Annotated in this window: 20 protein-coding genes; 12 read left to right on the forward strand and 8 right to left on the reverse strand. The window is 69.0% G+C overall.

The features are described 5' to 3' along the window. The 6 genes from ACSSVZ_RS12495 to ACSSVZ_RS12520 form a co-directional block, all read right to left on the reverse strand. On the reverse strand, positions 1-182 hold a 182-nt coding region (locus tag ACSSVZ_RS12495; RefSeq protein WP_453970441.1), incomplete at its 3' end, for a hypothetical protein. Positions 183-339: 157 nt separating this feature from the next. Then, positions 340-975, reverse strand: a complete 636-nt coding sequence (locus ACSSVZ_RS12500) for a ferric reductase-like transmembrane domain-containing protein (RefSeq protein WP_453970443.1) — start codon at positions 973-975, stop codon at positions 340-342. 20 nt (positions 976-995) lie between these two features. Continuing rightward, positions 996-1,490 (reverse strand): twin-arginine translocation pathway signal, encoded by a 495-nt coding sequence (locus ACSSVZ_RS12505; protein ID WP_453970445.1) that lies wholly within the window; start codon positions 1,488-1,490, stop codon positions 996-998. Positions 1,491-1,768: 278 nt separating this feature from the next. Continuing rightward, a complete protein-coding gene (locus tag ACSSVZ_RS12510) occupies positions 1,769-2,158 on the reverse strand; it encodes a DoxX family protein (RefSeq protein ID WP_453970446.1) in 390 nt (129 codons plus the stop codon). Between the two features lie 714 nt (positions 2,159-2,872). Beyond that, a complete protein-coding gene (locus tag ACSSVZ_RS12515; RefSeq protein ID WP_453970448.1) occupies positions 2,873-3,613 on the reverse strand; it encodes an acetoacetate decarboxylase in 741 nt (246 codons plus the stop codon). Positions 3,614-3,732: 119 nt separating this feature from the next. After that, the gene (locus ACSSVZ_RS12520) at positions 3,733-4,884 is read right to left on the reverse strand and encodes a patatin-like phospholipase family protein (RefSeq protein ID WP_453970450.1); all 1,152 of its coding nucleotides are present in this window, start codon (positions 4,882-4,884) and stop codon (positions 3,733-3,735) included. A gap of 318 nt (positions 4,885-5,202) precedes the next feature. Here ACSSVZ_RS12520 and ACSSVZ_RS12525 point away from each other — a divergent pair, with 318 nt between their 5' ends. The 9 genes from ACSSVZ_RS12525 to ACSSVZ_RS12565 all read left to right on the forward strand — a co-directional run bounded on the left by ACSSVZ_RS12525 (position 5,203) and on the right by ACSSVZ_RS12565 (position 15,242). Further along, positions 5,203-7,194 (forward strand): AMP-binding protein, encoded by a 1,992-nt coding sequence (locus ACSSVZ_RS12525; protein ID WP_453970451.1) that lies wholly within the window; start codon positions 5,203-5,205, stop codon positions 7,192-7,194. Positions 7,195-7,203: 9 nt separating this feature from the next. After that, positions 7,204-8,025, forward strand: a complete 822-nt coding sequence (locus ACSSVZ_RS12530; protein WP_453970453.1) for an ABC transporter ATP-binding protein — start codon at positions 7,204-7,206, stop codon at positions 8,023-8,025. Between the two features lie 72 nt (positions 8,026-8,097). Continuing rightward, positions 8,098-9,054, forward strand: coding sequence for a branched-chain amino acid ABC transporter permease (locus tag ACSSVZ_RS12535; RefSeq protein WP_453970455.1), 957 nt, complete (start codon positions 8,098-8,100; stop codon positions 9,052-9,054). Between the two features lie 4 nt (positions 9,055-9,058). Next, complete coding sequence (locus ACSSVZ_RS12540; RefSeq protein WP_453970457.1) at positions 9,059-9,439, forward strand: VOC family protein; 381 nt, start codon at positions 9,059-9,061, stop codon at positions 9,437-9,439. After that, positions 9,439-10,515, forward strand: coding sequence for a branched-chain amino acid ABC transporter permease (locus ACSSVZ_RS12545; protein ID WP_453970458.1), 1,077 nt, complete (start codon positions 9,439-9,441; stop codon positions 10,513-10,515). The genes ACSSVZ_RS12540 and ACSSVZ_RS12545 overlap by 1 nt, the downstream gene beginning before the upstream one ends. Positions 10,516-10,674: 159 nt before the next feature. Further along, a complete protein-coding gene (locus ACSSVZ_RS12550; RefSeq protein WP_453970460.1) occupies positions 10,675-12,009 on the forward strand; it encodes an ABC transporter substrate-binding protein in 1,335 nt (444 codons plus the stop codon). A gap of 95 nt (positions 12,010-12,104) precedes the next feature. Next, a complete protein-coding gene (locus ACSSVZ_RS12555; protein ID WP_453970461.1) occupies positions 12,105-13,148 on the forward strand; it encodes an alpha/beta hydrolase in 1,044 nt (347 codons plus the stop codon). After that, a complete protein-coding gene (locus ACSSVZ_RS12560) occupies positions 13,139-13,990 on the forward strand; it encodes an ABC transporter ATP-binding protein (protein ID WP_453970463.1) in 852 nt (283 codons plus the stop codon). Before ACSSVZ_RS12555 ends, ACSSVZ_RS12560 begins: the two co-directional genes overlap by 10 nt. Positions 13,991-14,009: 19 nt before the next feature. After that, the gene (locus tag ACSSVZ_RS12565) at positions 14,010-15,242 is read left to right on the forward strand and encodes a phenylacetate--CoA ligase family protein (RefSeq protein WP_453970465.1); all 1,233 of its coding nucleotides are present in this window, start codon (positions 14,010-14,012) and stop codon (positions 15,240-15,242) included. Positions 15,243-15,284: 42 nt separating this feature from the next. On the opposite strand, the gene ACSSVZ_RS12570 is transcribed toward ACSSVZ_RS12565, so the two are convergent. Then, a complete protein-coding gene (locus tag ACSSVZ_RS12570) occupies positions 15,285-16,262 on the reverse strand; it encodes a linear amide C-N hydrolase (RefSeq protein WP_453970466.1) in 978 nt (325 codons plus the stop codon). A 356-nt stretch (positions 16,263-16,618) separates the two neighbouring features. On the opposite strand from ACSSVZ_RS12570, the gene rplS reads away from it, so the two are divergent. Together rplS and ACSSVZ_RS12580 are read left to right on the forward strand one after the other, a co-directional pair. After that, a complete protein-coding gene (rplS, locus tag ACSSVZ_RS12575; RefSeq protein ID WP_453970468.1) occupies positions 16,619-17,035 on the forward strand; it encodes a 50S ribosomal protein L19 in 417 nt (138 codons plus the stop codon). Between the two features lie 540 nt (positions 17,036-17,575). After that, a complete protein-coding gene (locus tag ACSSVZ_RS12580) occupies positions 17,576-18,775 on the forward strand; it encodes a multidrug effflux MFS transporter (RefSeq protein ID WP_453970470.1) in 1,200 nt (399 codons plus the stop codon). 215 nt (positions 18,776-18,990) lie between these two features. Here the strand turns inward: ACSSVZ_RS12580 and ACSSVZ_RS12585 are convergent, their stop codons facing one another. Then, positions 18,991-21,186 (reverse strand): transglycosylase domain-containing protein, encoded by a 2,196-nt coding sequence (locus tag ACSSVZ_RS12585; RefSeq protein ID WP_453970472.1) that lies wholly within the window; start codon positions 21,184-21,186, stop codon positions 18,991-18,993. A 274-nt stretch (positions 21,187-21,460) separates the two neighbouring features. Between ACSSVZ_RS12585 and polA the strand changes: the two genes are divergently transcribed. Further along, entirely contained in the window at positions 21,461-24,457 is a 2,997-nt protein-coding gene (polA, locus tag ACSSVZ_RS12590; RefSeq protein ID WP_453970474.1) for a DNA polymerase I, read from the forward strand. Positions 24,458-24,840 lie beyond the last annotated feature (383 nt).

The raw sequence follows: 24,840 nt of genomic DNA on the forward strand, positions 1-24,840 counted from the left end.
TCATGCGCAAGCTCATCACCCATCTCAACGCCATCGTCCGCAACGCCGAAACAGCACAGACCATCGCACCCTAATCCGACACGGTTGCTCATTCCCGCGAAAGCGGGAATCCAGGGCGTCAGGCCGCAGCCTTGGCCAGGGGCTTCTTTTTTTGGTCGCTCACGCGCGTTCGCTTCGCTCACCGCTCCGCGGGGGCGGCCTCCGGCCGGCGCGCGGTCGCGCGCTGGGGGGTGCGGTCCGGCTAGTCTGAGGGGGGCGTCCTAGCCCCTTCACTCCGTCCATTCCCGCGCAAGCAGGAATGAAGGGCGTCAGGCCGCAGCCTCGGGGTGCCAGGTCGTCTCACGTCCGTTGCCCGGCCTTCGCCTTGCTCACGGATGCGCGGCCGGCCCGCCGCCGGACGGCCTGGGCTAAGAGGGTCACCGTCGCCGCCACCACCAGCCCGCAGAGCGCCGTCTTGGAGATGGTCTCCATCGTGCCCTCAATTAGGAGGGCGTGGGCCACCACCCCGCCGACGATCACCACCGCCAGCGACACGTGGCCGGCCCGCCACCATTTCGGGCGGATGCGCAGGGGCCGGCGCAGCGCGGCCAGCAGCGCCGTCGCGAACACCGCCCACATGGCGATCACGCCCCAGACCGAGAACGGCGTCGGCGAGCGGAACAGGAGCACGTCGATCACGTCCGGCGGGCTGGTGATCCACAGCCCCGCCACGTGGACCACGAGCGCCGCGACGAGGGCGATCCCGACCCAGCGGTGCAGACGCCTGCGGCCGGCGGGCGTGAGCCCCGGCAGGAAGCCGCCGATCGAGAGCGGCTGCAGGAGTAGGAGGCCGAGCGAGACAACTCCGGCGAAGCCCGCCGCGATGTAGACCGGGCCGCGCCAGGCGAGCAGGGGGCTGCCGGCGGCGAGCGCGACCGGCACGACGACGGCCGCTCCCACCACGGCCCAGGTCAGGATCGGGCGGACCTGGCGCATGCGGCGTGAGGTCAAGCCGGTCAGGCCGGCTGCAGGACGAAGTGGGCCTCGAGGCTGGTGTCGCTGGAGCTCGCCATCACCGGCCGCAGGAAGACCGTCTCGAACGCCCCGCCGTCATAGGCGAGGTGGCCGTGCGCCTGGCCGAAGGCCGGCACGATCTGCGGCATCTCCAGCCGGAACACGCCGTTTTCGTCGGTCAGCGTGGCGCCGTGGCTCTCCGGGTCGCGCTCGTAGCCCTCGGTGGTGTGCGCCCAGACCTGGATGCGCTGGCCGGCCAGCGGCGCCCCGTCGCCGGCGCGGCGCACCGTGCCGGTCATCCAGAAGCCGCCGCCGCCGATCCGCTCCACGATGGGCGCGCCCGGACGGTAGTTGTTGGATCCGCCGCGCATCGAAGGTGTCGGCGCCAGGCCGGCGGCGCGGGCGCGGGCGGGGAGAAGCAGGCCGGACGCGCCGGTTGCAAGGGCCGCGCCTCCGGCGGCGAGAAGCGCGCGGCGGTCGATCAAGCCGGGTCTCATGATACGGGCCTCCTGATTGAGCGCTCGGTCGGACATGCCTGCGGTCGTCGTCGGACGGGCAGGCCCGTCCTCGACACCGACCTAGGGCGTCACTCGCCGATTACAAACGGAGGTGGGCATTTGCGCGGCGGCACCCACTCACAGTCGCGTGAGGGGGTTACACCGGCCCCGGCCGAACCCTCCGCTCATTCCCGCCAAGGCGATAATCCAGGGCCGCAAGCTGCAGTCTTGTCGTGAAAGCGCGACCCCCCGACATGAGTCGGGGTGAGCGGTACCCCTCAAAACCGCCGCTCGTCCGCGCTCCACGGGCCCGGGCCGGCGAACACGAAGTACAGGAACAGGAAGCAGAACAGCACCGCCGCGTCGCCGCCGTTGGTGGCGGGGAAGGGGGTCTGCGGGGCGTGGACCATCCAGTAGGCGACCGCCATCATGCCCGAGGCGACGAAGGCGGCGGGGCGGGTGAACAGGCCGATGGCGATCAGCACGCCGGTGACGATCTCGATGACGCCGCCCACCCAGAACAGCGACAGGAAGGCCGGCGCGTTCTCGGTGGCCGGGATGCCGATGAGCTTCTGGGTGCCGTGCTCCAGGAACAACAGCCCCGAAACGAGCCGCAGGATGCTCAGCACCCGCGGTGCCAGCCAGGTCGGAAATCTGCTCGTTGCCATGTCGTCCCCCGTTTGGCCCGTTGAAATCGTCTCAGCCGTCAAGCGTTAGCAAAGACGCGGCCGGTGCGGAATGCGGAATGTGCGGGGCGGGGCGGTGGTGTGTCTCGCTCACGCCGAGTGCGCTTGGTTTCTCGCCGCTCACGCCGAACGCGCTGCGCGCGTCGGCTCCGCGAGGGCGCCCTGACCGGCCGGCGCGCGGTCGCGCGCTGGTGGGTGCCGTCCGGCAAGGCGGTGGTGGGTGTGCCGAAGCGTCAACCCAGCTTCCGCTCATTCCCGCGAAGGCGGGAATCCAGGGCTGCCGGCCGCAGCCTGTCCCCCTGCGCTCGATGCGGCGTGCGTCCGGCGCACCGGCTCTGGCCGGCCGGCGGTCGCGGACGGCACCGACCAGCGCGCAACCGCGGCCGGCTCAGGCAAGGCCAGGGCAAAGTGGGAACCGGTTTTCCGTCCGGCCTTGCGGTCGAACGACGCCGCTCACGCAGGGGTCGGCGTGAGCGGACGCGCCCGGATACTCCGGAACGTGCGGGAGTGAGCGGATTTTCGGTCCGGTGGTGGCGTGACCCAACTCAGCTGGGCCGTACCCCTCCGACCAGCGGACGACCGTCCGCCGGCCGGAGGCCGCGCCCGCGCAGCCGATGCGCGGAGCGCATTCGGCGTGAGCGCAAGGAAAACAGGCCGCGCAAGCGAACCCGGCGTGAGGGGAAAAGAGCCCCGTCCTCAGGCCAGGTAGTCGTGCACGACCTCGCCGAGCCCGAGCGTCAGATCGGAGAGGATGTGGGTGGCGCCGAGCACCTCGACCACCGGCAGCTGGGCCACCGGGGCGAGCGCGTGGTGGAACAGCTCGATCGCCGCCGGGCCGGTCCAGGCGCCTTTGAAGGCGATGTCGGTCATGTGGTAGCGCACCAGCTCGCAGACCCGCGCGGTGCCGTCGACGTGGGGCACGATCTTCAACAGGAAGTTCGGCGCCGTCAGCGACGGCATCACGTCGGCCTCGGCGAGGTCGGCGTGCTTGTAGCCCATCGTCGCGGTGCAGACGCGCACCGGACCGAAGTCCAGCGTGCCGACCAGCGTCTCCTTGTGCACCTGCATCGTCGGCTTGGCGTACTTCTTCGGGAAGCCCCACAGCTCGCGGCCGCCCAGGATCGGCGGGCCGTCGTCCAGATACATGGCGTGGACGTAGGCGCCGCGCTCGCCCTTGTAGGTCACCGGGATCACCTGGCCGGTCTCGGTGTAGTCGCCAAAGCCGTTGGAATCCGGCATGCGGATGAACTCGTACTTGACGATCGGATCGGTCACCTCCAGCGGCGCCGGCACCACGGCGGCCAGCGCCTCCGGGTCGGTGCGGTAGGTGATGATGAAGAATTCCCGGTTGGTGAACCGGTAGGGGCCCTTCGGGAAGGCGGGCGAGGTGAACGGCATCGCGAAGGCTTTGGCCTTGATCGTCTCTTCGCTGATCATGTCGGGGATCTCCGCTGGGTGAAACGGGCAGGCGGTGGGGCGGGCGCGCCGCGCCGGCGGGCCGCCGCAGCGGTGCCCGCCGGCGCGGCGCCGGCCCGGTTCCAGGTCGCAGGCGGCGGTCAGTCCTCCGCTTCGCGATCCACGTCGTGGGTGACGAACCCGATCTCCGGGTCGGGCGGCGCGAACCAGTCGGTGTGGCGCAGCGTGCGGCGCATCGACGAGGCGCCCGCCTGCCAGTGGTCGACCATGGTGTTGCGCGAGAACTCGTAGTCCTTGAACGCCTGGTCGTAGAGCTTGCGCCGGTAGATCAGGTGGAAGACGTTGACGCTCGCCGTGAGGCCGAACGACTTCAGCCGCTTCACCTCCGGATTGTCCTGCATGTCCTCCGGCAGTTTCTCCAGCAGCTTGCCGACGGCCTGGCGCGCCTCCTGGATGCGCTTGAACATGTTGGTGTTCAGGCGGGTCCGGCTGGAGAAGCGGATGTCCTTCTCGCGCTCGGAGACGTCCTGCAGGTTGCGCGGCCGCGGGCCGCGGGCGCTGAACAGGTCCACCTGGAACACCAGCGTGCCGTCGTACTGGCCGGAATCGATGATGTAGGAGAGCGGCGTGTTGGAGACGAGGCCGCCGTCCCAGTAGAGCTCGCCCTCGATCTCCACCGGCGGGAAGCCGGGCGGCAGCGCGCCGGACGCCATGATGTGCTCCGGCCCGATCCGCCGGTAGGCGCTGTCGAAGTAGGCGAAGTTGCCGCTGCGCACGTTCACCGCGCCGACCGACAGCCGCATCGGCCCGTCGTTGATCCGGTCGAAGTCGACGAGATCCTCCAGCGTCGCCTTCAGCGCCGAGGTGTCGTAGTAGCTCATCGCCCCGAACGAGCCGGCCGGCTGGAAGAGCGGCGCCGGGAAGCGGGGCGTGAAGAAGCCCGGCACCCCGAACGTCATCACCGCCATCGACGCGGCCTGGTTGTAGGCGGCGCGGATGTCGTCGCCGTCGGGGATGTGCGGCCAGTTGACCCGGCTGGTCACCCGCTCCCAGAACTCGCGCATCCGCTCGACGCGCTTCTCCGGCGGGTTGCCGGCGATCAGCGCGCAGTTGATCGCGCCGATGGAGATGCCCGCCACCCAGTCGATGTTGATCTTGGCGTCGTGCAGCACCTCGGCGACGCCGGCCTGGTAGGCGCCGAGCGCGCCGCCGCCCTGGAGGACGAGCGCGGTGGTCTTGTAGTTGCTGTCGATGGTCTTTCGGCAGGCGGCGAACGGGTCGCCGGAGGCCATGTCTTCTCGATCAGGATCGATCACGCGCGAGCCCCCTTTGTGGTTTTGCGCCACGTTTTCCGCCCCACTTCTAGCGGGCAACCTTAGTCGTTTCATGAAGGCCGATAAAGGGGGCTTGTGCGCTGCAACATCCGGCCTGGCGGCGGCCCGCGCGCCGGGGGCGCGATGGGCAGATTTCAACCCGCCCTGCCACCCGAAGTTTTCGCCCACTTGATTTGCAACGGTCAGTCCGCTTCACTCTGACGCAACCAACAAGAAGATTCCCGCAAGGATCGGCGCCAGACCGGCCTGGGGATCGCCAGAGGGTGGAAGCAGCATATGAACGGAGCGGCCGCGACCGCAGCCGGCGGCAATGTCACGTTGCCGCAGCTGCTGGTGCGAAACGCGAGCGCGTTGGGGGCGCGCCCCGCGATCCGCGAGAAAACCTATGGTATCTGGCAGACCTGGACCTGGGCCGAGGTGCACGACGAGGTCCGCCGGGCGTCGATCGGGCTGTCGCAGCTCGGGCTGAAGCGCGGCGACAGGGTCGCGGTGGTGGGCCAGAACCGCCCGCGCCTCTACTGGACCTTTGCCGCCGTCCAGGCGTTCGGCGGCGTGCCGATCCCCGTCTATGCCGATTCCGTTGCCGAGGAGATGGCCTTCGTCCTCAACCACGCCGAGGTGAAGGCGGCCGTCTGCGAGGATCAGGAGCAGGTCGACAAGGTGCTGTCGATCGCCGAGCAGGTGCACTCCATCGAACTGCTGGTCTACGACGAGCCGCGCGGCCTCAGGGACTACGACCACACCCGCCTGAAGAGCTTCGAGGACGTCCAGGAGATCGCCGACCGGGCGATCGCCGGGGAGCCGGAGCTTCTCGACGCGTGGGCCGCCGAGATCGCCCGCGGGCGCGGCTCCGATCTCGCGGTGATGCTCTACACCTCCGGCACCACCGGCCAGCCAAAGGGCGTCATGCTCACCCACGACAACCTCGTCGTGTCGGCCGAGAACGCCAACGTCTTCGACAACTTCTCCCGCGACGAGGAGGTGATCGCCTACCTGCCGCTCGCCTGGGTGGGCGACCACATGTTCTCCTACGCCCAGAGCTACGCGGCGGGTTACTGCGTCTGCTGCCCGGAAAGCCCGGAGACGGTCAACGACGACCGCCGCGAGATCGCGCCCACCTATTTCTTCGCGCCGCCGCGCGTCTACGAGACGCTGCTCACCGCGATCATGGTGCGCATGGAGGACGCCAGCGCGCCCAAGCGCCGCATGTTCCACGCGCTGATGCGCCACGCCCGCAAGGTCGGCGAGCGCATCCTCGACGGCGACCGCGTGCCGCTCGGCGACAGGCTGCTCTATCTGCTCGGCGAGTTCCTCGTCTATGGCCCGCTGAAGAACCGCATGGGATTCACCCGGCTGCGCGTCGGCTACACCGCAGGCGAGGCGATCGGGCCGGAGATCTTCCGCTTCTACCGCTCGCTCGGCATGAACCTGAAGCAGCTCTACGGACAGACCGAGGCGAGCGTCTACATCACCATGCAGCCCGACGGGACGATCGACGCGGACACCGTCGGCACGCCGCCGCCCGGCGTCGAGGTGAAGATCGCCGACAGCGGCGAGGTGATGTTCCGCTCGCCCGGCGTCTTCCAGGGCTACTACAAGAACGACGAGGCCACCCGCGAGACCAAGACCGAGGACGGCTGGGTGCACACCGGCGACGCCGGCATCTTCACCGCAGAAGGCCAGCTGAAGATCATCGACCGCGCCAAGGACGTCGGCCGGCTCTCCGACGGCAGCCTGTTCGCGCCGAAATACATCGAGAACAAGCTCAAGTTCTTCCCCAACATCAAGGAAGCCGTGGCCTTCGGGCACGAGCGCGACTTCGTGGCGGCGTTCGTCAACATCGACCTGATCGCGGTGGGCAGCTGGGCGGAACGCAACAACGTCTCCTATGCGAGCTACCAGGAGCTCGCCGCCCTGCCGCGGATCTACGAGATGATCGCCGCCCACGTGGCCGAGGTGAACCGCAGCCTGGCGGCCGAGCCGATGATGGCGTCCTCGCAGATCCGCCGTTACCTCGTGCTGCACAAGGAGCTCGACGCCGACGACGGCGAGTTGACGCGCACCCAAAAGGTGCGGCGCCGCTTCATCGCCGAGCGGTACCAGCCGCTGATCGACGCGCTCTACGACGGGTCGACGGAGAAGTTCGTGTCCACCGAAGTCATCTTCGAGGACGGCCGCAAGGGCGCCATCGAGGCGACGGTCCGCATTGCCGAGGCGGAGACGTTCCCGCCGGCGCAGGCGGCCGCGCTGTCGCAAGCGGCGGAATAGGAGCGAGCGATGGTGGCGATGGTCGACACACGGACCGAGGCCGACGCGGCGGATGCCCCGCGCGAGGTGCTGCTGGAGGTCGCCAACGTCTCGCTTGCCTTCGGCGGGGTGAAGGCGATCTCGGACATTTCCTTCGACATCCGCACCGGCGAGATACGCGCCATCATCGGTCCCAACGGCGCCGGCAAGACGTCGATGCTCAACGTCATCAACGGCTTCTACCACCCCCAGGACGGCACCATCACCTTCGAGGGCAAGGTGCGCCGGCGCATGCGGCCCTACGAGGCGGCGCGCTCGGGCATCGCCCGCACCTTCCAGAACGTCGCGCTGTTCCGCGGCATGACCACCCTCGACAACATCATGTCCGGCCGCACGCTGATGATGCGGAGGAACTTCTTCTGGCAGGCGATCCGCTTCGGGCCGGCGCTCGCCGAGGAAATTGCCCATCGCCGCCGGGTCGAGGAGATCATCGACTTCCTGGAGATCCAGCACATCCGCAAGATCCCCGTCGGCAAGCTCCCCTACGGCCTGCAGAAGCGGGTGGAGCTCGGCCGCGCGCTCGCCATGGAGCCGCGCCTGCTGCTGCTCGACGAGCCGATGGCCGGCATGAACCTGGAGGAGAAGGAGGACATGTCCCGCTTCATCCTCGACGTGAACCAGCAGTTCGGCACCACCATCGCGCTGATCGAGCACGACATGGGCGTGGTCATGGACATCTCCGACCGGGTGGTGGTGCTCGACTACGGCAAGAAGATCGGCGATGGCACCCCGCAAGAGGTGCGCGCCAACCAGGACGTCATCGACGCCTATCTGGGAGTGCCGCACGAATGATGACCGCGTGGGCCGACGGGCAGGGGCGGGGCGGCCGGTGCGCCGTCGCCGGGCGAGGGGAGCGCTGAGGCGGTGGACACCCTCTATCTGATCTTCATCGACCCGTTCGTGCAGATGGTGCAGGCGCCGGACTTCCTGCTGCAGGTGCTGTGGGAGGGCTTCGTCTCCGGCGTGCTCTACGCGCTGATCGCGCTCGGTTTCGTGCTCATCTTCAAGGCCTCGGGGGTGCTCAATTTCGCGCAAGGCATCATGGTGGTGTTTGCCGCCCTGTCGCTGGTTGGACTGACGGCGCTGGGCGTGCCGGCGCTGATCTCCTTCGTCATCTGCCTCGGCATCATGTTCGTGCTCGCCGTCGGCATCGAGCGGATGGTGCTGCGCCCGCTGGTCAACCAGCCCGACATCATCCTGTTCATGGCGACGATCGGGCTCACCTACTTCCTGATCGGCCTCGGCGAACTGATCTTCGGCGGCGAGCCGAAGACCATGGTCACCGAACAGCTGATGCTGCCGACCGGCTCGACGGCCTTCGATCTGCTCGGCGGGCTGCTGATCCTCCAGCACATCGACATCGCGGCGGCCGTCATCGCGATCCTGATGGTGGCGGCGCTCGGCTTCTTCTTCTCCAAGACCCGGATCGGCCGCGCCCTTCGTGCCGTCGCCGACGACCACCAGGCGGCGCTGTCGGTGGGCATCTCGCTCAACCAGATCTGGGTCATCGTCTGGTTCGCGGCCGGCATCGTCGCGCTGGTCACCGGCGTCATGTGGGGGGCGCGCTCGGACGTGTCCTTCGCGCTGCAGATCGTCGCCTTCAAGGCGCTGCCGGTGATCATCCTCGGCGGGCTCACCTCGATCCCCGGCGCCATCGTCGGCGGGCTGGTGATCGGCATCGGCGAGAAGCTCGGCGAGATCTACTGGGGGCCGCTGGTGGGCGGCGGCATCGAGAGCTGGCTCGCCTACATCATCGCACTGGCCTTCCTGCTGGTCCGTCCGCAGGGGCTGTTCGGTGAACGCATCATCGAGAGGATCTGACGACATGACCCACCGGAGCGGGCTCGAGGGGTTCGTGATCGACTGCCAGACGGAGGATCTCGCCGAGGCGATGGCGTTCTGGTCGGCGGCGCTCGGCGCCACGGCCGAGCTCGACGCGGACGGCAGATACGCTCACCTGGCCGGTGCCTTCGGCGGCCTCGACCTGCTGATTCAGGCGGTCGACCACGCGCCGCGCATCCACCTCGACCTGAAGAGCGACGACATCGAGGCGGAGGTCGCGCGGCTGGAGGCGCTGGGCGCCCGGCGGATCGGGCCGGGAGCGAACTGGATCGTCATGGAGGCGCCCACCGGCCACCGCTTCTGCATCGTCGGCCGGGATGCCGCGAAGATCGGCGACGACGCCACAACCTGGGACGGGAACTGATGTTCTACCGCGAGGCCGGCCAGTACAAGACGACCTACGCCGCCGACCAGGCGGTGTTCCCGATCCGCCAGGACCGGATCGGGATCGCGGTGATCCTGGCCGTCGCCTTCGTGGCGATCCCGGTGTTCGGCAACGACTTCCTGCTGACCTCGATCATGATCCCGTTCCTGATCTTCACCCTGGCGACGATCGGGCTCAACATCCTGACCGGCTACTGCGGGCAGCTGTCGCTCGGCACCGGCGCCTTCATGGGGGTCGGCGCCTATGCCTGCTACAAGCTCACCTCGATCTTCCCCGACACCAACATCGTCGTCTGGATCCTCGCGTCGGGCTTCTTCGCCGCGGCGGTGGGGGTGGTGTTCGGGCTGCCGAGCCTGCGCATCAAGGGCTTCTATCTGGCAGTGGCGACGCTGGCCGCCCAGTTCTTTCTCGAATGGGCCTTCATCCGCATCCCCTGGCTCTACAACTCCAACGCATCGGGGGCGATCGAGGTGGCCAGCCGGTCCGGCTTCGGCGTGACGCTGACCGGGCCGTCGGCCGCGGCGCTGCCGCGCTATTTCGCCGTGCTGGCGATCGTCGTCTTCATGACCTGGATCGCCTCGAATTTGCTGCGCGGACGGATCGGCCGCTCGTTCATGATGATCCGCGACATGGACATCGCCGCCGAGTTGATCGGCGTCAGGCCGCTGCACACCAAGCTGATGGCGTTCGCGGTGTCGTCGTTCTACTGCGGCGTGGCCGGCGCGATGATGGTGTTCTTCTGGCTCGGCGCGGCGGAGCCGTCGGCGTTCTCCATCAACCTGTCCTTCCAGATCCTGTTCATGGTGATCCTCGGCGGCCTCGGCAGCCTGATCGGCTGCTTCATGGGCGCCGCCTTCATCTGGGTCCTGCCGATCCTCATCCGGATGGTACCCGAGACGCTGGGCCTGTCGATCGAGGCGGCGACCATCGAGCACGTCAACTTCGTCATCATCGGCGCGCTGATCATCTTCATCCTGATCGTCGAGCCGCACGGGCTCGCCCGCATGTGGCAGATCCTCAAGCAGAAGCTGCGCGTCTGGCCATTCCCCTACTGAGGAGGACCCGATCCGGCCGGGGCCGCGGGGAGGCGGTCCGGGCCCGACAACGTCGGCTTGCAATGGTCGGCACCGCACTTAAGATCGACGGCATGGGGCCGCCAACGAGCTCCAGCTGACAACAAATCTGCGGCACACCCCGCAGCAGGGAGGAACAGCATGATCACATCGAGGAGCGCGATCGCCGGCCTGGCGTTCGCCGCCACGGCCTTTTCCGGCATCTCCGCGCCGCCCGCGCTCGCCCAGGACGGCGAGCTCTTCATTCCGCTGCTGACCTACCGCACCGGCCCGTTCGCCGGCTCCGGCATCCCGATCGCCGACGGCATGCGCGACTACCTGACCATGCTGAACGAGCGCGACGGCGGCATCGGCGGCGTGAAGATCAAGATCGAGGAGTGCGAGACCGGCTACAACACGCAAAAAGGGGTCGAGTGCTACGAGAGCACCAAGAACCGCAGCCCGCTGATCTACAATCCCTATTCCACCGGCATCACGCTGCAGCTGATCCCCAAGGCGTCCGTCGACAAGGTGCCGGTGCTGTCGATGGCCTACGGCCTGTCGGCGGCGGCCGACGGCAAGCTGTTTCCGTGGGTGTTCAACCCGCCGGACACCTACTGGGACGGCGCCTCGGCGATCATCAAGTACATCGCCGAGCAGGAAGGCGGCGACCTCGCCAACCTGAAGGGCAAGAAGATCGGCTACATCTTCCTCGATGCCGGCTACGGCCGCGAGCCGATCCCGCTGCTGGAGCAGTTCGCCAAGGACTACGGCTTCACGCTGACCCAGTATCCGGTCCCCGCCGACCAGATGCAGAACCAGTCCTCCCAGTGGCTCAACGTGCGCCGCGACCGGCCCGACTACATGATCATGTGGGGCTGGGGCGCCATGAACCCGACGGCGGTGAAGGAAGCCGCCAAGATCCGCTATCCGATGGACAAGTTCATCGGCGTGTGGTGGTCGGGCGGCGAGGACGATGCCCGACCGGCCGGCGACGGCGCCAAGGGCTTCAAGACCCTCAACTTCAACGCCGTGGGGGCCGACTTCCCGGTCATCCAGGACATCCAGAAGTTCGTCGTCGACAAGAACATGAGCCAGGTCTCCGACAAGTCCCGGGTCGGCGAGAACCTCTACAACCGCGGCGTCATGAACTCCTTCCTGATGGCCGAGGCGATCCGCACCGCCCAGAAGATGACCGGCAAGACGGTGATCGACGCGGCCGACATGCGGGCCGGCATGGAGAACCTCGACATCACGGCGGAGCGCCTGAAGGAAGCCGGCATGGAGGGCTTCATGGCGCCCCTCAAGCTCTCCTGCGAGGACCATTCCGGCGAGAACGACGTCTACGTCCAGCAGTGGGACGGCAAGACGTGGCAGAAGGTATCGGACTGGTTCGCGCCGATGAAGGACGTGGTCCGGCCGATGCTGGTCAAGGCGGCGGAGGAGTATGTCGCCTCCAACCAGCCGTGGCCGGAGCGGTCCGAACCGTGCAACTAGTGGTCTGACACGCCGGGCGGGGGGCGGTTCGCCGCCCGCCCGGTCCCCCGTCCCACGCTCCGTCGTCCGAGGGGCAGCACCGAGAGGCCGTTTCCGTGCCGCATCGACGATGGCGCTCCATCCGCCGGCTGATCGTCCTGATCCTCGTGCTGTTCGGCCTCTTCTGGGGAACCGGCTGGCTCTATGACTTCAACGCCGAGCGCACCCACCGCCATTTCAACGACTTCGGCGCCGACGGCGTCATCGTCAAGGCGCGCGAGCGCGTGCTGGAGCGCGGCTCCCGCCGGCTCGTCGTGCTGGTGCACGGCTTCGGGGCCTCGCCGATGACCATGGAGCCCTTCTACGACGCCTTCGCCGAGAACACCGAGGCCGACCTGTGGGCGCCGCTTCTCGACTATCACGGCCGCACGCTGGAGCGCTTCGCGGCGTTCGACGCCGACGCCATCCGCGACAACCTCTCGGAGCGCCTGACCCGGCGCATGGAACGCTACGACGAAGTCGTCATCATCGCCCATTCCTTCGGCGGCGCGATGGTCGCCGACCTCATCCAGGCCGGGACCATCCCCGACAGCGCCGTCGTCATCCTGCTGGCGCCGGCGATCGACATCCGCGCGAACACCCGGCTGCTGGGGCTGGAGCTGAAGGCCTACCGCCTGTGGGCCGACTACTGCGACTTCGTCGAGATCGGCTGCAAGGTGCCCAACCCGGTGGGCGTCGACGCCGCCGGCGTGGAGGACATCTACGCCCAGAACATCTTCTTCACCATCGTGCCGGACGCCGTGCTGCAGCTCTTCGACTATGCCGACCGCGTCGCCCCCCGGGTCGGCGGCATCGCCCGGCCGGTCGACATCGTGATGGCGAAGGACGACGGCGAGGTCGACTTCGCCGGCACGCAGGCGATCTGCGCCCGGCTTGCCGCCTGCCGCCTCTACGCCTTCGAAACTGGCGGCCACCTGCCGCAGTTCGGCGCCAACGCGGCGGCCGTCACCGCGCTGTTCGTCCGCCTGGCCGACGATCCCGCCGCCGGCTGCGACGGCCTGCCCTGCACCGTCACGCCCCAGACAGATGCCCGCCGCGCGCCCGCCGCCCTGCCCGGCCGGCAGGCCACGGCCGCCAGGGAGACCGCCAGATGGAACTGACCACGGAGACGGCGCCGGCGCCCGCGCCGGCCGCGGCTGCCCCGCCCATCCTCGACGTGTCCAACATCGAGGTGATCTACGACCACGTGATCCTCGTCCTCAAGGGCGTCTCGCTGGCCGTGCCCCAGGGCGGCATCGTGGCGCTGCTGGGCGCCAACGGCGCCGGCAAGACGACCACGCAGAAGGCGATCTCCAACCTGCTCAGGGCCGAGCGCGGCGAGGTCACCAAGGGCACCATCAGCTTCGCCGGCGAGCGGGTGGAGGCCTTGTCGCCGAACGCGCTGGTCACGCGCGGCTGCATCCAGGTGATGGAGGGCCGCCACTGCTTCGGCCATCTCACCATCGAGGAGAACCTGCTCACCGGCGCCTACACGCGCCGCGAGGGCTGGGGCGCCATCCGCGACGACCTGGAGATGGTCTATTCCTACTTCCCGCGCCTCAAAGTGCGGCGATCCTCCATGGCCGGCTACACCTCCGGCGGCGAACAGCAGATGTGCGCGATCGGCCGGGCGCTGATGTCGCGGCCGAAGATGGTCCTCCTCGACGAGCCGTCGATGGGCCTCGCCCCGCAGCTGGTCGAGGAGATCTTCGAGATCGTGAAGTCGCTCAATGAGAACGAGGGCGTCTCGATGCTGCTCGCCGAGCAGAACACCAACATCGCGCTGCGCTACGCCACCTACGGCTACATCCTGGAGTCCGGCCGGATCGTCATGGACGGCGATGCGGCGGCGCTGCGCGAGAACGAGGACGTGAAGGAGTTCTATCTCGGCGTCGGCGGCGAGGGGCGGCGCTCCTTCCGCAACGTCAAGCACTACAAGCGCCGCAAGCGCTGGCTGTCCTGAAGTCGGTCGGAGGTCATCGATGAGCCTGTATTTCGACGAGCGCGAAACCCAGGACAAGGAGACGCGCGAACGCGTGCTCATGCGCCGCCTCGCCGCCCTCGTTCGCCACGCCGTCAACAACGCGCCCGGCTGGGCCCGCCTGCTCGAGGGGCAGGACACCGGGTCGGTCGCGTCCCGCGCCGATCTCGCCCGGTTGCCGGTGCTGCGCAAGGCCGACCTGACGGCGCTGCAGGCCGGGGACCCGCCGTTCGGCGGCCTCGTCGCCGCGCCGCTGGAGTCGCTTGGCCGCGTCTTCGTGTCCCCCGGCCCGATCTTCGAGCCCCAGGGGGTGGGGCCGGACCCCTGGAATGTCGCGCGCGCCCTGTTTGCGGCCGGGCTGCGCCGCGGCGACCGGGTCCACAACGCCTTCTCCTATCACATGACCCCCGGCGGCTGGCTGATGGACGAGGGCGCCCGGGCAATCGGTGCCACCGTCTTCCCGGCGGGATCCAGTGGCACGGACCAGCAGGCCGCGGCGGTGGGCGCCCTGAAGTCCGGCTTCTTCTGCGGGGTTCCGGACTTCCTGAAGATCCTTCTGGACAAGGCCGACGAGCTCGGCGTCGACGCGTCCTCGATCACCCGGGCGCTGGTCTCCGGCGGCGCCCTGCCGGCGTCGTTGCGGGCCGGCTTCGACGATCGCGGCGTCGCCGTCCTGCAGGCCTACGCGACCGCCGAGCTGGGCGTCGTCGCCTACGAGAGCGAGGCGCGCGAGGGGCTGATCGTCAACGAGGACGTGGTGCTGGAGATCCTGCGCCCCGGCACCGGCGAGCCGGTGCCCGACGGCGAGGTGGGCGAGGTCGTCGTCACCAGCCTGTCGCCGACCTATCCGCTGATCCGGCTCGCCACCGGCGACCTGTCGGCGATCCTGCCCGGCGACAGCCCGTGCGGGCGCACCGGCACCCGCATCCGCGGCTGGATGGGGCGCGCCGACCAGCGCACCAAGATCAAGGGCATGTTCGTCGACCCGGCCCAGATCGACGCGCTGGTGAAGCGCCATCCGGAGGTCGTTCGGGCCCGGCTCACGGTCACGCGGGAGAGCGAACGCGACGTGATGGCGCTGGCGATCGAGACCGACGCGGGCGAGGCGATCGCGGCGCGCGTCGCCGAGAGCCTCCGCGACCTCACCAAGCTCGGCGGCGAGGTGACCGTCGTCGCGCCCGGCTCGTTGCCCAACGACGGCAAGGTGATCGCCGACGAGCGCCCCGTCGGCTGACCGCTTCCCGCCCGGGTCGATGCGCCCCGGGCGGCAGATGCCCTACGGGATCAGGAATTCGAACGGTGCGCTCGGCGTCAGGAGCGGCGCGATGTCGCCGCCCGCGTCCCGCGGCTCGTTGAGGTGCACCTTCATCGCCGGCGCGCCCTCGCCGAGATCGACCGCGTCCAGGTCGACCCACATCACCGTCGGATTGATGACGGAATCGAAGTAGTAGCGCTTGGCCGCGTGCTCGCTGACGGTCCGCCACAGGGTGGAGGAGATGTTCGGCTTCACCGGGTCGTTGAGGCCCAGCGGGGTGCTGATTGCGCGCATCTGCGAGAAGATCGCGGCCAGCGCGGCACGGCGGTCGGCGAACTTCGGGGTGGCGTTGAGATTGTAGCTCGCCCGGGCGAACCGGTCGGCGGCGGCGATCGTGCCGGGCAGGAAGTGCTGGCCGCCGACGAGGCTCCAGTAGCTGTTGATGGCGAGCTGCTGCTCGTAGATGGGCGAGTTGGTCATCACCCGGTGGTCCGGGCTGTGGTGGATCTGCAGCGCGCCGCCGACGAACTCCAGGATGGCGGAATCGCCGCTCGCGTCCGAAAGGCTCAGGTGGACCGTCGCCGGCTTGCCGTTCGGCGCGTTCGCGGAAATGATCGTGAAGGGATCGTGCTCCATGGCGGCGACCGCCTCCGCCACGGTGGCGAAGCTGTCGAGGATGTATTGGAGCCACGCCCCGACCGAGAGGGTCGGCTTGCCGCGCGCCGCCGGGTCTCCGTAGTCGGACTCCACCAGATAGAGCAGGTTGCCGGCGAGCCCCGCCTCGTTCAGCCCGTCCGATGTCGCCATGTCGTAGATGGCCACCGCCGCGGACCCGTAGGTCGAGGTCCAGCGCACCGTGTCCGCTCCGGTGCCCCCGTCGCGCTGCATGCCGCGCGGGAAGATCCACAGGTCGGTCGCCATGTGGACGTCGCTCCAGTCCATGGTGCGGCCGGTGAGGTGGGTGCCGAGACCGGTTTCGTAGAAAACGCGCGTGCACATGCGTGGAGCCCCCGATGTCAGTCCGAATGGTGCCATGTCCGGAGCCGTTGGTCGCCGCCGGTCACCCACCCGTACCACCGCGTGCCGCGCCGGGGAAAGGCGGGCCCTGCGGCCCGAAACCGTCTCATTTCACCGATTTGAAGCACTTGGCCTGCAATTCGGCCCCCGTTGGCGCGGATTTTCTGTCTGGAGCTCTTGAAATCCGGTCGCGAACTTCGCTATCTCCTGAGGATCGACAAGTTCGCCGCATCGGTGTAGACCGTCGAGCTGTTTTCCCGAGACCTATCGCTGCCACATGCGCCCTGTCGCAGGGTGCCGACGCCGCGCTCGTAAATGAATTGAGAAGGTAGAGTGCCATGAACGTCATCGAAGAGATCGAACGCGAGCAGATGGCGACCATCGATGGCCAGCGGAAGCTGCCGCCGTTCCAGGCCGGCGACACGCTGCGCGTGAACGTGCGCGTCACCGAAGGAACGCGCACCCGCGTCCAGGCTTTCGAAGGCGTCTGCATTGCCCGGTCCGGCGGCGGCCTCCACGAGAACTTCACCGTTCGCAAGATCTCCTACGGCGAGGGCGTCGAGCGCGTGTTTCCGTTCTTCTCGCCGATGATCGAATCGGTGGACGTGGTTCGCCGCGGCAAGGTCCGGCGCGCCAAGCTCTATTATCTGCGCGGCCGTCGCGGCAAGTCCGCCCGTATCGTCGAGCGGCGTGACCGTCGCGGCGAAGAGGGCCAGCGCTCGACGATCAAGCCGACCGCCGACGCCGCCGAGTAATTTCACGACTGGACAGTCCGAAAGGGCGGTCGTGATCCATCGGATCGCGGCCGCCCTTTCGTTCGTCCGCAGCACGGCGTCGACGCGCGCGCCCTTGTCCCCAGCCGCGCGGTGTCCCATCCGGGCGCCGGACGCCGGCAAGGGGATTATTCTTCGACGGACCGACACGCTTGGCCCGGTTCATGCGATGATCCCCCGCGTGCAGGCGCCTGCATCCCCGGTTCGGACCTCCTTCCTCGCCGGTCCCTGAGCCTTCAGCGCGCCGCTGCCGTGGCCGGGCCTGCGCCCGTCCGCGCCGCCATCGGTCTGTTCGCCGGTGCCGGTGCCATGCATCTGGCATGCGCCGGCGTCATCGATTCCTGTGTGCGTTTGCGTCAGTCGTCAGTCCCCCATGCCAGTTTTCGTCGTTTCGTTGCCGTGTGGTGCCCCCGGGGTGTCCGTGATGTCAGCCGTTGTATCCATGCGATCGCGCCGGACGGGCCGCCGTGCCGGTGCGCCGCCGATCCGGCCTGAGGCGGGATCGGGCGGGGCGGGCGCGTCATGCTGAAGGCCGGCACCCTCGCGCTCACCGTGCTGCTGGCGCTGCTGCAGGCCGCCGGTCCGATCTCCACCGACACCTACCTGCCGTCGCTGCCGGCGATCGCGCTCAGGCTGAACGCCTCCGTCGCCACCGCCCAGCTCACGCTGTCGGTGTTCCTGGTCGGCTTCGCCATCGCCCAGATCGTCTATGGGCCGTTCTCCGACCGGTTCGGCCGCAAGCCGGTGCTGGTCACCGCCCTTTCCCTGTTCGCCGTCGCGACGCTCGCCTGCGCCCTCGCCACCTCCATCGAGATGCTCATCGCCGCGCGCTTCCTGCAGGCCCTCGGCGCGGCCGGGCCGGTGGTGCTGTCGCGGTCCATCGTGCGGGATCTCTACGAGGGCCGGCGGGCGGGCACGGAGATGTCGCGCATGGCCACCATCATGGGGCTCATGCCCGCCGTCGCGCCCACCTTCGGCGGTCTCATCGACGCGCTGTTCGGCTGGCGCGCGGTCTTCCTCGCCGTCTTTCTTCTCGGCGTGGTCATCCTCGCGGCGGTGATCTTCAAGCTGCCGGAGACGGTGCGCGAACGCACCGAGACGCCGCTGACGGTGCGCACCTTCTTCGGCGGCTTCGGTCCGGTGATCCGGGACGCGGGCTACCGCGTGCACGTGGCGATCGTCTGCTTCACCTACGCCGGCATCTTCACCTTCGTCTCCGCCTCGTCGTTCGTGTTCCAGAACCTCTACGGGATGAGTTCGGTGGGGTTCGGGCTGGTGTTCGGCATCTGCGCGCTCGCCTACGTCTCCGGCACGCTGATCGGCCAGCGGCTGCTGCAGCGGCTTGGCGTCGCGGCGGCCCTCGGCATCGGCTGCGCCTTCCTCGCCGTCGGCGGGATCGCCATGGTGCTGGCGCTGGCGGTCGGCTTCGACAGGCCGCTGGGCATCATCATCCCGTCGATGATCTACATGGCCGGGGTGGGCCAGGCGATGCCCCAGGCGATGGCCGGCGCGCTGATGCCGTTCTCGAAAGGCGCCGGCGCGGCCTCGTCGCTGCTCGGCTTCACGCAGATGGTGTTCAGCGCGTTCGTCGGCGTGGCGGTCGGCATCGCGATGGGCTCGACCGCCTGGCCGATGGCGCTGTTCCTCTGCGCCTGCGGCATCGCCGCGGCGCTCACCCACGCGCTGTCGCGCCGGATCCGCGCCGCCGGCCCGACCTGGTAGGGCGGACAGAGCAACCCCAGGAAAAGTGCACTTGCGGTTTTCCGTCCGGGATTGCGGAGCTGAGCGTTCATCCCAGGAAACGCGCGCTTGCGGCTCTCCACTCCCCAACAGCAACTGGCTTGTCTCCAACAGCGCGCGACCGCGCGCCGGCCGGAGGCCGCGCCCGCGCAGCCAGCGAGCATCGGCTCGCTGGCGTGAGCGCCGGGAACGACTCGCTATCCCCCGAACAGCTTCTTGAAGAAGCCGGTGCCGACGTTGCGCTCCGGCGGGATCCAGGCGCCGTGGCTGGCGCCCTGCACCTGCCGCGTCTCGCCCGCCTGGGCGGGATAGGCGCCCGGGTTGGGGCCGTCGAGGGGCACGTCGGCGCTCGCCACCGGCACCGCGCCGCCCACGTAGGCGCCCGGCAGGTCGGCCACCGCCATGCCCTCGTGGACCTTCTGCATCACCGCCCGCCACAGCTCGGCCGGGGCGTGGCCGCCGGTGGCCCGCTTGGTCGGCGAGTTGTCGTCGTTGCCGAGCCACACGCCGGTGGTGAAGTAGGCCGTGTAGCCGACGAACCAGGCGTCCCGCCAATCCTGGCTGGTGCCGGTCTTGCCGGCCGCCGGCCAGCCCTCGATCTGGGCGCGCTGGGCGGTGCCGGAGGTCAGCGCCTCCGACAGCATGGCGTTCATCTCGCCGACCTTCTGTTCCGACACGACCCGGCCGGGGCCGGAGCCGGCGCGCTTGTAGATGACCTTGCCGTCGTCGGTGCGGATGCGCTGGATGACGTGCGGCATGACCCCGTAGCCGCCGTTGGAGAACGGCACGTAGGCGGCGGTGAGCTCCAGCAGCGTCACCTCCGAGGTGCCCAGCGCGATCGAGGCGTTGGGATCGAGCTCGGACTGGATGCCGAGCCGGTGGGCGGTCTTCACCACGTTGGCCGGCCCCACGGTGGCCGCCAGCTTGGCGGACACGGTGTTGAGCGAGTTGGAGAGCGCCCGGGTCAGCGTCACCGGCCCATAGTACTTCTTGGTGTAGTTCTGCGGCGACCAGTTGCCGATCTTCACCGGCTCGTCGACCACCACCGACTGGGGCGTGAAGCCCTGCTCCAGCGCCGTCAGGTAGACGAACGGCTTGAACGAGGAGCCCGGCTGCCGCTTGGCGGTGACGGCCCGGTTGTACTGGCTCTTCTGGTAGTCGCGGCCGCCGACCAGCGCCTTCACCGCGCCGCCGCCGTCCATCACCACGATGGCGCCCTGGCCGACGCCCATCTCCTTGCCGTCCTTGTCGAGCTTGGTCTTCAGCGCGTCCTGGGCCATCTCCTGCAGGCCGAGGTCGATGGTCGTCTCCACGACGATGTCCTCGTCGATGGCGCCGACGTAGCCCGGCAGCACGTCGGCCACCCAGTCGGCCACGTAGCCGACGCTGGGCGAGGTCGCCCGCGTCACCACCTGCGCCGGGTTGGCGCCGGCGATCTTCGCCTCGATCTGGGTGACGTAGCCCTCGTCGGCCATCGCCTGCAGCACCACCTTGGCGCGCGCCGCCGCGGCCTCCGGGTCGCGGGTCGGCGCGTAGCGCGACGGCGCCTTCAGGAGGCCGGCGATCATCGCCGACTGGGCGAGGTCGAGCTCGCGCGCCGACCGGTTGAAATAGCGCTCGGCGGCCGCGTCGACGCCGTAGGCGCCGGCGCCCAGGTAGACGCGGTTCAGGTACATTTCCAGGATCTGGTCCTTGGAGTATTTCGCCTCCAGCCAGATCGCCATCAGCATTTCCTGCATCTTGCGCTCGATGGTCCGTTCGGGCGTCAGGAACAGGTTCTTGGCGAGCTGCTGGGTCAGCGTCGAGCCGCCCTCCACGACGCCGCCGGCGACGAGGTTGGAGAACATCGCGCGCGCCAGGCCGATCGGATCGATGCCGTAATGATCGCGGTAGCGCCGGTCCTCGATGGCGATCACCGCCTCCGGCAGGTATTTCGACATCTCCGAAAGGGTGAGGGCCTCGCCGCCGGTGTCGCCGCGATTGGCGATCAGCTCGCCGCGCTCCGACACGATGCGCACGTTCGGCGGCCGCTTCGGCACCGCCCATTCCGAGGTCGGCGGCAGCGTCGCGGCGTAGTAGGCGAAGATGCCGGCGACCGCGATCAGCCCCCAGATGCCGACGAACATCGTCCAGCCGACCAGGCGCCGCAGCAGGCTGCGCTTGCGGCGGCCGCCCCGGGTGGTCTTCCTGCGCCGGGGATCGCGGCGCTCCGGCTCGGCCGCACGGCGCGAGGCTCCCCCGCCCGAGGACGATCCGCCGCCCGACGCGCGTCCGCCGCCGGACGACCCGGTGCCGGATCCGCCGGTGCGGATCGGGTGCAGGTCGAGGGTCTTGTTCGCCGCGCTGGGCTTGCGGCGGGGAGGGCGCCCTTGCGGCGGCCGGCTGGATGCCATGTCTGTTCGGGTCCTTGGCTTGTGGGCCGCGCGCGTGGAATCGGCTGCGTCGGCAGTCCCGGTCTCCGGATGAAGGCCAGATGTGGCGATTTCGGGTCCCACCGCGTACATCGAAACGACAGGACGACCCTGCCGCTTCCGGCGGCCCGCGCATCTCCGATCCGCCGTTGGCCGCCGGAGTGTGTGCGGTTATCCCTAAGGGGCGGTAAAAGACCGGCGACGAAGGCGAGATTCGCCCTTCAATCCGAACGGACCGGAAGGCATCATTCCCGACATGGCGACAGTGACCCCCTCATCGACCCCGTTCACGCCGCGCGCGCCGAAGGCGGGCGACCATGTCTTCCTGGTCGACGGCTCCTCGTTCGTGTTCCGCGCCTACTTCCAGTCGATGAACCAGGACCGGCGCTACAACTACCGCGACGACGGGCTGCCCACCGGGGCAGTCCGGCTGTTCTGCAACAAGCTGTTCCAGTTCATCCGCGATGGCGCCGTCGGCATCACGCCGACCCATCTCGGCATCATCTTCGACAAGTCCGAAGCCTCGTTCCGCCGGGAGCTCTATCCCGACTACAAGGCCCACCGGCCCGATCCGCCGGAGGATCTGGTGCCCCAGTTCCCGCTGATGCGCTCGGCGGTGAAGGCGTTCGGCATGATCCCCATCGAGCAGGTCCGCTACGAGGCCGACGACCTGATCGCCACCTACGCCTGCCAGGCGCAGGAGGCCGGCGCCGACGTGCTCATCATCTCCGCCGACAAGGACCTGATGCAGCTCGTCCGGCCGGGCATCTCCATGTACGACCCGGCCTCGGGCGAGAAGAAGCGCGGCTCCTTCCGGGCCGAGCGGCGCATCGGTCCGGACGAGGTGATGGAGTATTTCGGCGTGCCGCCGGAGAAGGTCATCGACGTCCAGGCGCTCGCCGGCGACGCCACCGACAACGTGCCGGGCGTGCCCGGCATCGGCATCAAGACCGCCGCCCAGCTGATCGCCGAATACGGCTCGCTGGAGGAGCTGCTCGCCCGCGCCGGCGAGATCAAGCAGCCGAAGCGCCGCGAGAAGCTCATCGAGAACGCCGAGCTCGCGCGCATCTCCAAGACGCTGGTGACGCTCGTCTGCGACGTGGAGCTGGAGGTGCCGCTGGAAAACCTCGCGGTCCACGATCCCGACCCGGCGACCCTGATCGCCTTCCTGAAGGCGATGGACTTCACCACCATCACCCGCCGGGCGGCCGAGGTGTACGAGGTCGATGCGGCGGCGATCGAGCCGGACCCGGCCTTCACCGGGCTGCCCGACGGCGTCGTCGCGGCGGTGCCCGAAGCCGAGGTTGCCGCGACCGCGGTGGCCGCCGCCCTCGACGGGCCGGCGCTCGACGGCGCGGCCGGGCTCGCCCAGCGGCGCCTTGCCGAGGCGACCGCCACGCCGGTCGATCCGAAGGCGTACCAGACCGTGCGCACGCTGGAGGAGCTCGACCGCTGGATCGCCGACGCCCAGGAGGCCGGCGTGGTCGCGGTCGACACCGAGACCACCTCGCTCACCGCCATGAGCTGCGAACTCGTCGGCGTGTCGCTGGCCACCGCCCCCGGCCGCGCCTGCTACATCCCGCTGACCCACCGCAACGGCAGCGCGGATCTGTTCGACAGCGGCGCGCTGCTGGAAGGCCAGATCCCGTACGCCGACGCCATCGCCCGCCTGAAGCCGATGCTGGAGGACCGCTCGATCCTCAAGGTGGCGCAGAACATGAAATACGACTGGCTGGTGCTGATCCGCTGCGGCATCGATGTCGCGCCGTTCGACGACACCATGCTGATCTCCTACGCCCTGGACGCCGGCATGCGCGCCCACGGCATGGACGAGCTCTCCAAGCGCTGGCTCGGCCACACGCCGATCGCCTACAAGGACGTCTGCGGCACCGGCAAGGCGCAGGTCACCTTCGACAAGGTCGACCTCGACCGGGCGACCGAATACGCCGCCGAGGACGCCGACGTGACGCTCCGCCTGTGGCGGGTGCTGAAGCCGCGCCTGGTGTCGGAGAAGGTCACCACGGTCTACGAGACGCTGGAGCGGCCGCTGGTCGACGTGCTCGCCCGGATGGAGCGGCGCGGCGTGGTCATCGACCGCCAGGTGCTGTCGCGCCTCTCCGGCGAGTTCGCCCAGAAGATGGCCGCCGTCGAGGCGGAGATCCAGGAACTGGCCGGCGAGCCCTTCAACGTCGGTTCGCCGAAGCAGCTGGGCGAGATCCTGTTCGACAAGATGGGGCTGCCCGGCGGCAAGAAGACCAAGACCGGGGCCTGGGCCACCGGCGCCCAGGCGCTGGAGGACCTGGCGGCGGAGGGCCACGACCTGCCGGCGCGCATCCTGGAATGGCGCCAGTGGGCGAAGCTGAAGTCCACCTACACCGATGCGCTGCCCACCTACGTCAACGCCGAGACCGGCCGGGTCCACACCTCGTTCGCCATGGCGGCCACCTCGACGGGCCGGCTGTCGTCGTCGGAGCCGAACCTGCAGAACATCCCGATCCGCACCGAGACCGGCCGCGGCATCCGCTCCGCTTTCATCGCGGCGCCGGGCACCAAGCTGCTGGCCGCCGACTACAGCCAGATCGAGCTGCGCGTGCTCGCCCACATCGCCGACATCCCGCAGCTCAAGCAGGCGTTCGCCGACGGTCTCGACATCCACGCGCTCACCGCCAGCGAGATGTTCGGCGTGCCGGTGGAGGGCATGGACCCGATGATCCGGCGCCGCGCCAAGGCCATCAACTTCGGCATCATCTACGGCATCTCCGCCTTCGGGCTCGCCAACCAGCTGGCGATCCCGCGGGGCGAGGCGGGCGAGTACATCAAGCGCTATTTCGAGCGCTTCCCCGGCATCCGCGACTACATGGAAGCCACCAAGGCGTTCGTCCGCGAGCACGGCTACGTCACCACCATCTTCGGCCGCAAGGCGCACTATCCGGAGATCGACACCAAGAATCCGTCGATGAAGGCCTTCTTCGAGCGCGCCGCCATCAACGCGCCGATCCAGGGCTCGGCGGCCGACATCATCCGCCGGGCGATGATCCGGCTGGAGCCGGCGCTGGCCGGCAGCAGGCTCGGTGCGGGCATGCTCCTGCAGGTCCACGACGAACTCATCTTCGAGGTGCCGGACGAGGAGGTGGAGCAGACCATCCCGATCGTGCGTCAGGTGATGGTCCACGCCTGCGATCCGGCGCTGACGCTGTCGGTGCCGCTGGAGGTCGACGCCAATGCCGCGGACACCTGGGCGGCGGCGCACTGAGAAGTCTATTTGCCCCTCACGCCGAGTGCGCTTGCGCGCACCGGATCCGGGTGGGCGGCCTCCGGCCGGCGCGCGGTCGCGCTCTGGTGGGAGAGGTCCTGCAAGGTCATGCGGATTGGCTCCGTGACTGCCCCAAATTCCGCTCATCCCCGCGAAGGCGGGGATCCAGGGCGACAAGCCGCGTCCCCTTTTGCACTCCGCTCATGCCCGTACCGGTTGCCAAGACCAGGGAATGAAGCGGCCTGACCGGCCGGCGCGCGGTCGCGCGCTGGTGGGAGAGGTTCTGCAAGGTCTTGCGGATTGGCTCCGCAACCGCCCCAAATTCCGCTCATCCCCGCGAAGGCGGGGATCCAGGGCGACAAGCCGCGTCCCCTTTTGCACTC

Source organism: Amorphus sp. MBR-141, from assembly GCF_053628695.1.